Source organism: Marmoricola sp. URHA0025 HA25, from assembly GCF_054059435.1.
In genome coordinates, this window is sequence record NZ_JBSSCD010000001.1 from 1725731 (window position 1) to 1738413 (window position 12683).

Here is a 12683-nt window from a genome sequence, read left to right on the forward strand (position 1 = left end):
TCCCCCCGGACGCCGTGGCCCGTATGCGACGGTACGCCCCCTTTGCGCCGTGCGCATCGGCCGGACGGCTGATGGGGGTCAAGGTCCCCAATCGGACGATTGGGGCCAAGGCCGCGCACGATGCTCGCCGCGCGCCGCGTTCGGGAGTAGCGTCGATGCACCATCGATCTCGGCCGGAACGAGGAGGCGCGATGTTCGTCCAGGTGATCCAGGGCAGGACCTCCGATCCTGCCGCGATGCGCACCCACGTGGAGACGTGGGCGACCAGCGTCGGCGCCGGCGCCGAGGGGTGGCTCGGCACGACGGGGGGAGTCACGGACGACGGCACGTCGGTCGCCGTGGTGCGCTTCGAGTCGGAGGAGGCGGCGCGGCGCAACAGCGAGCGGCCGGAGCAGGGGGAGTGGTGGGGCCAGATGGCGTCGTACTACGACGGCGAGCCCGAGTTCCGCGACTGCACGGTCGTCGACGTCGACACCTACGGCGACCCCGACCGGGCGGGCTTCGTCCAGGTGATGCAGGGCAAGGTCAGCGACGCGCGTCGAGCCCGTGACCTGATGGCCGGCGACACCACGGACTGGCCGTCCTTCCGGCCCGACATCCTGGGCACCCTGTGGGCGAGCACCGAGGACGGCGACTGGACGATGGCGATCTACTTCACCTCCGAGGCTGCGGCGCGCGAGGGCGAGCAGAAGGAGCCACCCGCCGACGCTGCGGCGTTGATGCAGGAGCTCAACGCGATGGCGACCGGGGAGCCGCGCTTCCTCGACCTCCGCGACCCCTGGCTGGCGACGCCCGCCGGCTGATCGAGCAGCCTCATCCGGACGACAGCTCCACCCAGACCGACTTGCTGGGCGGCTCGGTGTCGATGCCCCATGCCTTGGCGAGCGCGGACACGATCATCAGACCCCTCCCGCTCTCGGCGGCGTCGCTGGGCGACCGTGGGGACGGCATCCCCGTGCCCTGGTCACGCACCTCGATCCGCACCCCGTCACCGGACCGGTTGACCAGCACCGCACAGTTGGATCCCGCGTGCGTGACGGCGTTGGTCACCAGCTCGCTGACGACGAGCGCTGCGTCGTCCACCAGCTCCTGGTAGCCCCAGCCCTGCAGCAGGTCGGTGACGACCGCGCGGGCCTCGCGGGCCGCGATGACGTTGTGCAGGAGCTCCACGATCGCCTCGTCATGGGTCTGGCCGGCACCGGCGTCCGCGAGCACGTCGATCAGGTCGTCGAGCACGACGCCCTTCGCGACGTACCCGGACGTGCGCTGCTCGAACCATGACCGGTCGGCGTCGCTGCCTGAGAAGACCACGATCCGCGAGGTGGGTGACTGCCTGCGGATCTGCGCGAAGAGGTCCCGGCCGGCGAGGTCCGGGAGCCCCAGGTCCAGGACGATGACATCGGGTCGCAGTGAGCGGACGAGCCGGATCGCGTCGGTGCCGGTGTCGGCCTCGCCGATGACGTCGAAGCCACCACGGGCCCGCAGTGCGATCCGCAGCATCGTGCGGACGTCGGGGTCGTCCTCGACGAGGAGGGTCCTGATCGTCATGGTTCGACGATCGTCGGGAGAGTCACGACGAAGGCACGGTCCGACTGCCGGTACGTCGCCTCGCCGCCGTGCGCCCGGGCGAGCTCCCGCACCAGGAACAGCCCGAGCCCGGTGCCACTGCTGCTGCCGGTCTCGAACCGCTCGAAGAGCCGGCCGTGGAGCTCCTCGGGGACGCCGGGCCCGGAGTCGCGTACGACGATCTCGGCGACGTGTGCGTCGGTGGTCAGGCTGAGGTCGACCGGGGGCTCGCCATGACGGATGGCGTTCATGAGCAGGTTGTCGAACATCTGCGTGAGCCGGACCGGGTCGGCGCGGACCCGGACAGGAGGTCCCTTCGTGAAGCGGATCTGCGCGGACCTCGTCGACTGCCGGACCCCCGCCGTGATCGACTCCAGCTGGTCGTTGAGGTCGAGCTCGATCGGGTCGAGCGCCAGACGACGCGCCTGGAGCCGAGATGCGGTGAGCAGGTCCTCGAGCAGCCGCCGGAGCTGCGCCGAGCTGTTCGAGACGGCTCGCGCGATGTCGGTGCGGTCCTGCGGTTCGAGGACGTCGAAGCTGCCGGTCAGGGTGCTGGTGGCGCCGGTGAGCACACTGACCGGCGCCCGCAGCTCGTGTGCGGTGACCGCGAAGAACTGCTCCTGCTGCTGGGCGAGCGCGGCGAGCTGCTGGTTGGCCTCCTCGAGCCGGCGGTTGGTCTCCTCCAGCCGCTCGAGCATGTTGCGCCGCTCCGTCGTGTCGCGGGTCACCTTTGCGAACCCGACCAGCTCACCATCGGGATCCCGGACCGCGGTGATCGTGACGTTCGCCCAGAACCTGGTGCCGTCCTTGCGGATCCGCCAGCCCTCCTCCTCGTACCTGCCCACGCGAAGCGCCTCGGCCAGCTCGTGCTCCGGATGACGGCTCTCCTGCTTCTCCGTCGGGTAGAAGATCCGGAAGTGCTTGCCGATGATCTCCTCGGCGGTGTACCCCTTGCTGCGCTCGGCCCCGGCGTTCCAGCTGCTGATGTTGCCTTCGGGGTCGAGCATGAAGATCGCGTAGTCCTCGACCGCCTCGACCAGGAGCTTGAACCGGGCCTCGGTCCGGCGCAGCTCCCGCTCGGCGGCGAGCTCGTTGCTGACGTCCTGGACCCGCACGAAGACGTAGAGCGGGCGGCCGCGGACGTCGATGACCGGCGACAGCGTCGAACGAAGGACGCGCCCTTCGTGCGAGCGCAGCCGATGCTCGACCTCGACCGCCGGCTCACCGGCATCAAGGCTGAGCAGTGCGTCGTTGATGGCCGCAGGCTCCTCGGCGAGGTCCGCGAGAGCGACGCCCGCCAGATCGTCGACCGAGGTCTCCAGCAGCTGCGCCAGCCTGCGGTTCGCGCGGACGAGCCGACCGGCCAGGGTCATGGTGGCCATGCCGACCGACGCATCCTCGAACTCCTCGTGGAAGCGTTCGAGATGCTCCTCGAGCACCGGGTCGAGGACCGGCGGCTCTCCTTCGGGTACGTCAGTCTCGCTTGCCGGGGCGTGCTCGCCGGCGAGGCTCGCCAGCTCGACGAGCGTGCCGATCAGGACCTCGAAGGGGGCGGACTTCTCGACGAACGCAGCGGCGCCGAGGTCCGCCGCACGCGCGGCCAGACCCTTCTCGTCGAACCCCGTGTACATGACGACCTGCGTCGTCGGGGAGGCCGCCCTGACCCTGGGCAGCGCGGTGAGCCCGTCGACGACCGGCATCGAGACGTCGAGCAGCATCAGGTCCGGCTGGTGCCGGGTCGCGAGAGCGACGGCCTCGAGCCCGTTGGCGCCCTCGGCGACGACCTCGAGCTCTCCGGAGAGACGGACCTGCGTCCGGAGCAGCGTGCGAACGTCGGGGGAGTCGTCGACGACCACGATCGTGGTCGGCCGGCTCATCCCGGGGCTCGTGGCGTCGCCGGCGCGACCTTGCGGCCCCGAGGCCTGGTGAGGACCATGGCACGACCTGTCTGTTCGGGGTTGACGGACCCGCCCGCTCAGCCGCTCGTGGCGCTGCCCTCGTGCCCGTTACCCGCGCTGGCCGGCTTCAATCCCCGTCACGGGTGCCGATCGTCAGCAGCTGGGAAGCCACTGGAGCGCAGCACCCCGGGCCCGTGGTGCCGGCCGCGTCGAACAGACCAGAGCCTCCACAGACACCGGACTCCGGGAGGACCAGCTCCACCCGCGCCGCCGCGTCGTGGTCACCGTCGATCGCCGCGACGACGCTCCGGACCTGCTCGAACCCGGTCAGTGCGAGGAACGACGTGGCCCGACCGTAGGACTTCATCCCGGCGAGGTACAGCCCCGGCTCGGGCTGGGCCAGCTCTGCGGCACCGTGCGGGGAGACGGTGCCGCAGGAGTGCACGTTCGGGTCGACGAGCGGGGCGAGGCGCCGTGGCGCGGACAGCACCGGGTCGAGGTCGAGGCGGACCTCGGTGAGGAACGACAGGTCGGGCCGGAAGCCGGTCACGACGATCACCTCGTCGACGTCCTCCACGACCTGGCCGTCGAGCGACCCGATGCGCAGCCGGCCATGAGGACCGTTCGCGACCGCCTCGGTGCGGAATCCGGTGCGCGCCTGGACCAGCGACGACGAGGCGACGGCCTTCGCGCGCAGGCCGAGTGCGCCGCGCTCGGCGAGCTGGTCGTCCTCGCCTCCGCCGAAAGCGGTCTCCGGCGCCGTGCGCCGCACCAGCCACGACACCCGAGTCCCGGGATCCGCGGCACCCACGGCGGCCAGGCCGACGAGCACGTTGTGCGCCGAGGCGCCGGTCCCGGCCACGACGACGTGCTTGCCGGCGTACCGTGCGGCGGTCTGGGCGTCACGGAAGTCGGGGATGCCGTGGAAGATGCGATCTGCGTGCTCGGCCTCGCCGAGTGCCGGCAGCCCGTCGCCTCCCAGCGGGTTGGGTCCGGTCCAGGTGCCGGAGGCGTCGATCACCGCGGTCGCGGCGAGGAGCCGCGGCCCGCTCGGGCCGTCGACGTGGATCGTGAAGGGCTCGTGGTCCCGGCCGTCGTCGACGAGCCGGTCACGGCCGCTCCTCGCGACTCCGGTCACCCGTGACGAGTGGAGCACCTCGACCTCGTCCGTTGCGGCGAGTGCGTCTGCGAGGGGCTGGAGGTACTCGTCGACCCATTGGGCGCCCGTGGGGTACGCAGCCGCGTCAGGAGCCAGCCAGCCCGAGGCACCGAGCAGGGCTGCCGCGGCGGGGTCGATCAGCTCGCTCCATGCGGAGAAGAGCCGCAGGTGGCCCCAGCTGCGCACCGAGGTGCCTGCCGATGTCCCGGACTCGAGGACGACGACCGCCAGGCCGCGGGCCTGGGCCTGGGCGGCGGCGGCGAGCCCGATCGGGCCGGCGCCGATGACGACGACGGGAGGCTGGGTCGGCTTGCTGGCCATGGGGTCTCCTGGTGATCTCCATCGACGGGTGTCGATGAAGTCGGACTGTATCGATCTGGCTCGATGAACGCAACCATCGATGGACATCGATGTAAGGTGTCCGCATGACGTCTGGCACGGCGATCGCCGAGGACACCGCCGCGACCTATGCCGAGTGGTTCGCGACCCTGTCCGACCCCACCAGGGTGCGGTTGCTTCACGCTGTCTCGACCGCGCCGACCGGGGCCGTCCGGGTGGGCGAGCTCGCCGAGAGCCTCGGGATCAGCCAGTCCACGTGCTCCCACCACGTCCGCAAGCTCGCCGAGGTGGGCTTCGTCGCCGTCGACAAGGTCGGGACGTCGTCGGTGGTCTCGGTGAACCCTGCCTGCTGCAGCGGGCTGCCGCACGCCGCCGACGTCGTGATGGGGACGCTCGCGAGCCGTCCCTGCTGCCCGGACGACCTCCCGGCGGACGTGGACACGCGGATGATGACCGACGACGACCTGCCCACCGTGCGCGACATCTACGCCGAGGGCATCGCGACCCGCAACGCGACGTTCGAGACCGAGGTGCCGTCGCCGGCCGAGCTGGCGACGAAGTGGCTGCCGGAGCACCGCTGGGTCGCCGAGCGCGACGGAGAGGTCGTCGGGTGGGCTGCGATCAGCCCGGCCTCCTCGCGGGAGTGCTACTCCGGGGTCGGCGAGACCAGCGTGTACGTCGCGGAGAGTGCGCGTGGCGCCGGAGTCGGCAAGAGCCTGATCTTCCGCCAGGTCAACGAGGCCGACGCGGGCGGCCTCTGGACCCTCCAGACATCGGTGTTCCCCGAGAACCGGGCGTCCCTCGCACTGCACCACGCAGCTGGCTTCCGGACCCTGGCCGTGCGTCCCCGCATCGCGCGGCTCGACGGCGTCTGGCGTGACACCGTGATGCTCGAACGGCGTCGCTCCGAGGACTGAGCGGGCCGCTCAGCTCGCTCACTCGGTCGGCGACGTGCGGTCCTCCGCGGGGTAGAGGAACCTCACGGCGAGCCACGCCAGCAGGCCGCCGGCGAGCTGCATCACGACGAACCAGGGCACCGAACCAGGTGCGATCCCCGCGAACGTGTCGGAGAACATCCGCGCCACCGTGACGGCAGGGTTGGCGAAGCTGGTCGAGCTGGTGAACCAGTACGCCGCCGCGATGTAGCCGCCCACCGCGAACGCGACCGTCTCGTTGCGACCCGACCGGACGCTGCCGAAGACGATCAGCACGAGGCCGAACGTCGCCACGACCTCCCCGAGCAGCAGGTGGCCGCCGGTGCGGTCGTGGCCCGACAGGGAGACCGGATCGAGGTCGAACATCAGGTTCGCCGCGACTGCACCGAGGAAGCCACCCACGAACTGTGCTCCGACGAGGGCAGCCGCCTCGTCGGCGCGCACGACACCGAAGGCGAGCTCCACGAGCGTCACCACCGGGTTGAACGCGGCGGAGACGGGCTGCAGCGCGAGGATGAGAGCGACGAGCGCGGCACCGGTGACGAGGCTGTTCTCCAGCAGCTGCAGACCGACGTCACCGGGGGACACGCGGCTCGCTGCGATGCCGGAGCCGATGACGGCGGCGACCAGGAACCCGGTGCCGAGCAGCTCGGCGGCCGCGCGACGGGCCAGCGCCGCCGCGTCAGTGGTCACCGGGCCTGTCGTCGACATGGGTGAATGGTGACCGATGCGCTACGCGAATGCGCGCGGGCAACGTCGCCATGAGATGAACAGTGCGCGCCGGGCCCTCACGCGTGAACGGCGGTGACCGGCACCACGGCGACCGGGCAGGTGGCGTGCTCGACGACTGCCACGGAGACCGAGCCGAACAGGATCCGTTCCACGCCACGGGTCTGGTGCGCCCCGACCACGATGAGGTTCATCCGCTCGCCCAGGCTGACCAGGATGTCCTCTGCCCGTCCCTCGGCGACCCGAGTCGTGGCGGCGACCTCCGGGTACTTCTCGGCCATGCCCGCCATCGCCTCGGCCAGCGCGAGCCCTGCCGACTCCCTCTCGGCCGACGTGACCGGGATGTAGGCCGCCTCCAACGTGCCAGCTCCGCGACTCCACCAGGCGGCGTGGACCACGGTCAGCGGCAGGCCGCGCAGGGACGCCTCGCGGTAGGCGAACTCGAGCACCGGCTGCGACTCGGCCAGCGCGTCGACTCCCACCACGACGCCGTTCCGCACCGTTCCCGGGTTGCTCGGGCGCACGACGACGACCGGGCTGTGGGCGTGGCGCACCAGTCGCACGCTCACCGATCCGAGCACCTTGCTGCGCACTGGTCCGCGCCCGTGCGAGCCGACGACCACCATGGCGGCGCTCTCCGAGAGCCTGACCAGGAGGTCCCCCGCGTCGGCGTACTCGAGCACGTCGACGACCTCCACGCAGGGCGCCAGTCGTTCTGCCTCATGGTGCGCCGCGTCGAGCACCGCTCGGCCCGACATCTCGAGAGCGACGCGGGCCTCCGCGACGTTGACCATCGCGGCACTCATGAACGCCGGTGCCACGGTCGTGACGGTGTGCACGAGTGTGATCCCGCGGTGCTCGGCCAGAGCGTGCTCGGCGGCCCAGCGGAGTGCGTGGGCCGACGCCGCGGACCCGTCGATGCCGACGACGATCGTTCCCTGGCGCTTGTCCATGGCTCCTCCTGGATCTGGTCTCTCGTGATGCCTCTGACTCCACCCTGCCGCCGCTCGTGCGAACGGGTCAGAGCGCAATGTCCCCGCGGGCTGGGACTTCCGTCACCGGCGGAGGAAGTCCCGGGGGACCGTCGTCCCGCGGGCTGGGACGTTCGCCTCTGAGAGCGAGCTCTCCGGCGGTTCGAACATGGAGGTGGAGACACCCGTGCAGAGGTGAGGGGGTTCGGCCGGTGGGTGCCACGACAGTGCTGGTGCTCGGTCCGATCTGGGCGGCACGCGGCGTGACCATCGTCGTCTGCGGCGTCCGGGCCCGGGCGTACGTCGGCTTCGTCAAGGACACGTGGGAGTCGCTGGTGGTGCCCCACCAGACGGTCTTCATCGGGCTGCTGGTCGCGTTCGAGGCCGTCGCAGGTGCCGCCGTGCTCTTCCCCGGCCGGGTACGCCGGTCCGGGCTGGTCGCCCTGATCGCCTTCAACGTGGCGTTGGTGTCCTTCGGCTGGGGCTTCCTCCTCTGGGCGGTGCCGGTCGCCACCGGGCTCGTCCTGCTCCTGCGCGCCGAGAGTCGCCGTGCATCCCGGACCAGCGGGCCGACACCGCGGCCGAAGGGTCGCCACGTTGCCGTGTCTGCTCGTGGGGGTGGCCGGCCATGACGCTGGATCCGACCAGGCCGGCGCCGGCCGCCAGGGCGCGAGGCTCCGAGGACGAGCTGGTCGTGCTCGACGACGGGTCGCAGGTGCTGATCCGCCCGGTGCACCGCGACGACGTACCGCTGCTCGAGGAGGGGTTCTCCCGGCTGAGCGCGGAGTCGCGACGTCTCCGGTTCCTGGCGGACAAGTCGAGGCTGTCGCCGTCGGAGCTGCGCTACTTCACCCACGTCGACCACCACGACCACGAGGCGCTCGGGGCCCGCGACGCACGCGACGGCCGGGGCGTCGGCATTGCGCGCTTCATCAAGGATCGCGACCACCCGGAGCTGGCGGAGATCGCGATCGCGGTCGTCGATGACTGGCAGCGACGCGGACTGGCCCGGGAGCTGCTGCACCGGCTCTTCGCGAGAGCACGGGAGGAAGGGGTCCGGCACTTCACCGCCCTGGTCGCCGAGGAGAACGAGCCGGTGGTGGCCCTGTTGCACGACCTCGGGGCCCAGGTTCGCGTGGTGGCGCACGAAGCCGGCGCGATCAGCTACGAGATCACCCCCGCGTCCGACGGGTTCGGCACCGAGCTCCAGCACCTGTTGCGGGCGTTCGGGCGGGGCGAGCTGCAGGCGCCACACCCGATCCGCGCGGTGCTCGCCCGGCTGGTCCCCGAGCGCCTGCACGACTGATCCAGGCCGAGAGGCCGAACCGACGTCAGCGGGTCATCGTCCGTCGAGTGAGCACGCCTGCTTGAGCCCCTTGTAGGCCACTCGCGACTGGTCGATCGCCTTGTCGACGTGCTTGCGCTTCTGCGCAGCCATCGCGGTGGCGACCGCGCTGAAGGACGCCGCCGTCGCCCGGATCCAGAACTGGATGTCGGTGTCAGTGGCCTGGGGGCCTTGGGCGGCGAGCTCGCGCGCCGACGTCGCCAAGCGCGAGGAGATGGTCTTGTCGAAGGGGTGCAGGTTCGGTGACCAGCGGACGGTGTCGACCGTGATGTGGCTGATGATCGCCTCCACGCCTGCGCAGGCGCGGACGTCCTCGGTGACCGGCGACGGTGATGCGAGCACCGCCGGCTGCGTCGACGCAGTGCCGGGCTCGCCAGAGGTCCCCCCGCACCCCACGACCAGCGCCAGGCAGGCGGAGACCACGATCCGTCCCATCAGCTTGCTGCGCGACATCTGGTCCCCCGCCGTCGTCAGAGGCCAATGTCGCGCACAGACCTTGCGAAAATCTGGTGCCCACGGCCGAAGTGGGTCGTGTGCCTGACCGCGCTCTCTTCGCCGCGTGGCCGGGTGCACGACTCGACGTCCGGATACGCCTCACGCCGGGACAAGGCGAAACGGGCCGTCGAAGACCGCCTCGAACGACCGAGAGCCCCGGGTCGTCACCCGGGGCTCTCGGCGTAGACGCTCGCTCAGATGTCGTAGTAGAGCTCGAACTCGTGCGGGTGCGGGCGCAGCTGCACGGGCAGGATCTCGTTCGTGCGCTTGTAGTCGATCCAGGTGTCGATCAGGTCGGGGGTGAACACGTTGCCGACCGTCAGGAAGTCGTGGTCGCCCTCGAGGTTGTCGAGCACGGAGTTCAGCGACGTGGGCACCTGGGCGATCTCGGCCATCTCGGCCGGCGGCAGCTCGTAGATGTCCTTGTCCACCGGCGCGGCGGGCTCGATCTTGTTCTTGATGCCGTCGATGCCGGCGAGCAGCAGCGCGGAGAACGCGAGGTACGGGTTCGCCGACGGGTCGGGGCAGCGGAACTCGATGCGCTTGGCCTTCGGGTTCGAGCCGGTGATCGGGATGCGCACGCACGCCGACCGGTTGCGCTGGCTGTAGACCAGGCTGATCGGCGCCTCGAAGCCCGGCACCAGGCGGTGGTAGGAGTTCACCGTCGGGTTGGTGAACGCCAGCAGCGACGGCGCGTGCTTGAGGATGCCGCCGATGTAGTAGCGCGCGATGTCCGAGAGCCCGGCGTACCCGGTCTCGTCGTAGAACAGCGGCTCGCCGTTGTTCCAGATCGACTGGTGGCAGTGCATGCCCGAGCCGTTGTCGCCGAAGATCGGCTTCGGCATGAAGGTCGCGGTCTTGCCGTTGCGCCACGCGACGTTCTTCACCAGGTACTTGAACTTCATGACGTCGTCGGCGGCCTTGAGCAGCTCGTCGAACTTGTAGTTGATCTCGGCCTGGCCGGCAGTGCCGACCTCGTGGTGGGCACGCTCGACGTGCAGCCCGGCCTTCTCCATCTCGATGACCATCTCGTCGCGGAGCTCGCCGAAGTGGTCGTACGGCGCGACCGGGAAGTAGCCGCCCTTGTAGCGGACCTTGTAGCCGCGGTTGTTGTCCTCGGAGCCGGTGTTCCAGGCGCCGGCCTCGGAGTCGATGTGGTAGAAGCCCTCGTTGACCTTGGTCTCGAACCGCACCGAGTCGAAGACGTAGAACTCCGCCTCCGGGGCGAAGTACGCCGTGTCACCGATGCCGGTGCTGCTCAGGTACGCCATCGCCTTGCGGGCGATGTTGCGCGGGTCGCGGGAGTACGCCTCGCCGGTGATCGGGTCGTGGATGAAGAAGTTGACGACCAGGGTCTTCGCCGTGCGGAACGGGTCGATGTACGCCGTGGTCGGGTCCGGGAACAGCGACATGTCGGACTCGTGGATGGCCTGGAAGCCGCGGATGGAGGAGCCGTCGAAGGCGAGGCCGTCGTCGAAGACCGCCTGGTCGAAGGACGAGACCGGCACGGTGAAGTGCTGCATCACACCGGGCAGGTCGCAGAACCGGACGTCGACCATCTCGACGCCTTCGTCCTTGATGTACTTCAGGAGCTCGTCGCTGTTCTGGAACATTCGTCCTCCTTGGCCGCGGAGGGCGACCAGATCTTGAGTGGTGAGGGGTGTGCGACGCGACGATGCATCGCACCGTGGAGCAACGTACGCCGGACCGATTAATCGACCGTATCCGGTTTGTTTCGGCCATGTAACACGCGCTCACGTCACGGGACGGGCCGGCCCGCCCACCCGTGTCGTGCCGGTGCGCGTGGGCCTCGGTAGGGTCGTCGCGATGTCCGCCGAACGCAGCCCCGCGAGCACCCTGGAGCACGCGTCCTGGCTGCGGCGCATCGGGGCGCTTTTCGTCGACTGGATCGCCTCGTCGCTCGTGGCGGCCTTCGTGGCAGGCGGCTTCGACGCACCGGCGTACTCCTGGCTCCCGCTGGTCGTCTTCTGGCTCGAGTCGTCGGTCGGCGTGGCACTCGCCGGGGCGTCCTTCGGGCAGGCGCTCGTGCGGGTCAGGGTGCAGACCCTGGAGGGAAGGCCGCTGAGCCTGCTGCGGGCGCTGCAGCGCCAGCTGCTGGTGTGCCTGGTGATCCCGCCGCTGGTGTTCCGCGAGGACGGTCGGGGGCTCCACGACCTGTGGACCCGATCGGGCGCTTATCGCGTGCAGTGAGGAGGCGTCTCCTACGCTTGCGGCAACACGTCGTGCATCCACCCGGAGGACCCATGCTCATCACCCGTTCCCGCGCGCTGAGCGCGATCGCAGCCGGTGCGCTCCTTCTGTCCGCCCTCGCCGGCTGCGGTTCCGACGACAAGACCAAGGACGCAGGTGCGAAGACCAGCGCGTCCTCGTCGGCGTCGCCGAGCGCGTCCGCCTCGACCGACACGGGCGACGTGACCGGCTCCAGCGACTCCAGCGACTCCGGCGACAGTGCAGTCGAGGGCGCGGCAGCACCGGGGGAGCGGCTCACCAAGGACAACCTGGTCGCCACCATGCTGGCGGCGATGCGCGAGAAGAAGACCGCGCACATGTCGATGAAGATCGGCAGCTCGGTGAGCGCCGACGCCGACGTCCGCTACTCCACGGACAAGACCGAGATGAAGATGTCGATGGACATGGGCTCGACCAAGGCGGTCGTGATCCTGGTCGGCGGCGTGGTCTACATGCAGCAGACGCCGGGCGGCAAGTTCGTCAAGATCGACAAGAACACCCCGGGCATGGGCAGCATCGTCGAGCAGATGTCCGGACTGAGCCCGGACGGCTCGATCACGGCGATGAAGGGCGCGCTCCAGAAGGTCGAGTACGCCGGGACCGACACCGTCGACGGCACCAAGGTCACCAAGTACCGCGTCACCGCCGACACCTCGGCGATGGCGGCCACGCTCGGCGGCGCGGCCGCGTCCGGCGACCTGCCCAAGACGGTCACCTACACGCTGTACGTCGACGACGACCACCTCATGCGGCGCATCGACATGACCGTCGCCGGCCAGGCGATCCAGATGCTGGTGTCCGACTGGGGCAAACCGGTTGATATCACCGCTCCGCCGGCCTCGCAGATCATGAGCCAGTGAGGTCCTGAGCGCGTCTGAGGCGCGGTCTAAGGCTCTCGCCCCTGTCTGAGGGGTCTCTGAGGCCTGGCCGGGTGATCTGAGGTGCCGTTCCGGGCGATGGACGAGGCGTCCTCCCCATGTGGGAGGGGTGGCCTTA

Annotated in this window: 13 protein-coding genes; 6 read left to right on the forward strand and 7 right to left on the reverse strand. The window is 70.2% G+C overall.

From position 1 onward, the window contains the following. Positions 1-191: 191 nt before the first annotated feature. Positions 192-803: a hypothetical protein gene (locus ACVW00_RS08400; RefSeq protein ID WP_457110446.1), complete on the forward strand. Its 612-nt coding sequence runs from the start codon at positions 192-194 to the stop codon at positions 801-803. 10 nt (positions 804-813) lie between these two features. Here ACVW00_RS08400 and ACVW00_RS08405 read toward each other — a convergent pair whose 3' ends face one another. The 3 genes from ACVW00_RS08405 to ACVW00_RS08415 form a co-directional block, all read right to left on the reverse strand. Beyond that, entirely contained in the window at positions 814-1548 is a 735-nt protein-coding gene (locus ACVW00_RS08405) for a response regulator (RefSeq protein WP_457110447.1), read from the reverse strand. After that, complete coding sequence (locus ACVW00_RS08410; RefSeq protein ID WP_457110448.1) at positions 1545-3443, reverse strand: PAS domain S-box protein; 1899 nt, start codon at positions 3441-3443, stop codon at positions 1545-1547. The genes ACVW00_RS08405 and ACVW00_RS08410 overlap by 4 nt, the downstream gene beginning before the upstream one ends. A gap of 148 nt (positions 3444-3591) precedes the next feature. Then, a complete protein-coding gene (locus ACVW00_RS08415) occupies positions 3592-4944 on the reverse strand; it encodes an FAD-dependent oxidoreductase (RefSeq protein ID WP_457110449.1) in 1353 nt (450 codons plus the stop codon). Between the two features lie 104 nt (positions 4945-5048). Here ACVW00_RS08415 and ACVW00_RS08420 point away from each other — a divergent pair, with 104 nt between their 5' ends. Further along, the gene (locus ACVW00_RS08420) at positions 5049-5879 is read left to right on the forward strand and encodes a helix-turn-helix domain-containing GNAT family N-acetyltransferase (RefSeq protein ID WP_457110450.1); all 831 of its coding nucleotides are present in this window, start codon (positions 5049-5051) and stop codon (positions 5877-5879) included. Between the two features lie 18 nt (positions 5880-5897). Here ACVW00_RS08420 and ACVW00_RS08425 read toward each other — a convergent pair whose 3' ends face one another. Continuing rightward, positions 5898-6608: an aquaporin gene (locus tag ACVW00_RS08425; RefSeq protein WP_457110451.1), complete on the reverse strand. Its 711-nt coding sequence runs from the start codon at positions 6606-6608 to the stop codon at positions 5898-5900. Positions 6609-6685: 77 nt separating this feature from the next. Next, positions 6686-7579 (reverse strand): universal stress protein, encoded by an 894-nt coding sequence (locus tag ACVW00_RS08430; RefSeq protein WP_457110452.1) that lies wholly within the window; start codon positions 7577-7579, stop codon positions 6686-6688. Positions 7580-7809: 230 nt separating this feature from the next. On the opposite strand from ACVW00_RS08430, the gene ACVW00_RS08435 reads away from it, so the two are divergent. Together ACVW00_RS08435 and ACVW00_RS08440 are read left to right on the forward strand one after the other, a co-directional pair. Continuing rightward, entirely contained in the window at positions 7810-8229 is a 420-nt protein-coding gene (locus ACVW00_RS08435) for a hypothetical protein (protein WP_457110453.1), read from the forward strand. Continuing rightward, positions 8226-8903 (forward strand): N-acetyltransferase family protein, encoded by a 678-nt coding sequence (locus ACVW00_RS08440; RefSeq protein WP_457110454.1) that lies wholly within the window; start codon positions 8226-8228, stop codon positions 8901-8903. The genes ACVW00_RS08435 and ACVW00_RS08440 overlap by 4 nt, the downstream gene beginning before the upstream one ends. Before the next feature lie 33 nt (positions 8904-8936). Here the strand turns inward: ACVW00_RS08440 and ACVW00_RS08445 are convergent, their stop codons facing one another. Next, on the reverse strand, positions 8937-9395 hold the full coding sequence (locus ACVW00_RS08445; protein ID WP_457110455.1) for a hypothetical protein: 459 nt from the start codon (positions 9393-9395) through the stop codon (positions 8937-8939). Positions 9396-9631: 236 nt separating this feature from the next. Next, positions 9632-11050: a type I glutamate--ammonia ligase gene (gene glnA, locus ACVW00_RS08450; protein ID WP_457110456.1), complete on the reverse strand. Its 1419-nt coding sequence runs from the start codon at positions 11048-11050 to the stop codon at positions 9632-9634. Between the two features lie 214 nt (positions 11051-11264). On the opposite strand from glnA, the gene ACVW00_RS08455 reads away from it, so the two are divergent. Together ACVW00_RS08455 and ACVW00_RS08460 are read left to right on the forward strand one after the other, a co-directional pair. Beyond that, entirely contained in the window at positions 11265-11648 is a 384-nt protein-coding gene (locus ACVW00_RS08455; protein WP_457110457.1) for an RDD family protein, read from the forward strand. Between the two features lie 53 nt (positions 11649-11701). Continuing rightward, positions 11702-12547, forward strand: a complete 846-nt coding sequence (locus ACVW00_RS08460) for an LppX_LprAFG lipoprotein (RefSeq protein ID WP_457110458.1) — start codon at positions 11702-11704, stop codon at positions 12545-12547. The last annotated feature ends 136 nt before the right edge of the window (positions 12548-12683 follow it).

Coding starts and splice junctions, on each gene's coding strand:
- ACVW00_RS08430 (WP_457110452.1), bottom strand. CDS start 7,579: ATGGACAAGCGCCAGGGAACGATCGTCGTCGGCATCGACGGGTCCGCG.
- ACVW00_RS08440 (WP_457110454.1), top strand. CDS start 8,226: ATGACGCTGGATCCGACCAGGCCGGCGCCGGCCGCCAGGGCGCGAGGC.
- ACVW00_RS08405 (WP_457110447.1), bottom strand. CDS start 1,548: ATGACGATCAGGACCCTCCTCGTCGAGGACGACCCCGACGTCCGCACG.
- glnA (WP_457110456.1), bottom strand. CDS start 11,050: ATGTTCCAGAACAGCGACGAGCTCCTGAAGTACATCAAGGACGAAGGC.
- ACVW00_RS08455 (WP_457110457.1), top strand. CDS start 11,265: ATGTCCGCCGAACGCAGCCCCGCGAGCACCCTGGAGCACGCGTCCTGG.
- ACVW00_RS08410 (WP_457110448.1), bottom strand. CDS start 3,443: ATGAGCCGGCCGACCACGATCGTGGTCGTCGACGACTCCCCCGACGTT.
- ACVW00_RS08445 (WP_457110455.1), bottom strand. CDS start 9,395: ATGTCGCGCAGCAAGCTGATGGGACGGATCGTGGTCTCCGCCTGCCTG.
- ACVW00_RS08420 (WP_457110450.1), top strand. CDS start 5,049: ATGACGTCTGGCACGGCGATCGCCGAGGACACCGCCGCGACCTATGCC.
- ACVW00_RS08415 (WP_457110449.1), bottom strand. CDS start 4,944: ATGGCCAGCAAGCCGACCCAGCCTCCCGTCGTCGTCATCGGCGCCGGC.
- ACVW00_RS08425 (WP_457110451.1), bottom strand. CDS start 6,608: ATGTCGACGACAGGCCCGGTGACCACTGACGCGGCGGCGCTGGCCCGT.
- ACVW00_RS08400 (WP_457110446.1), top strand. CDS start 192: ATGTTCGTCCAGGTGATCCAGGGCAGGACCTCCGATCCTGCCGCGATG.
- ACVW00_RS08460 (WP_457110458.1), top strand. CDS start 11,702: ATGCTCATCACCCGTTCCCGCGCGCTGAGCGCGATCGCAGCCGGTGCG.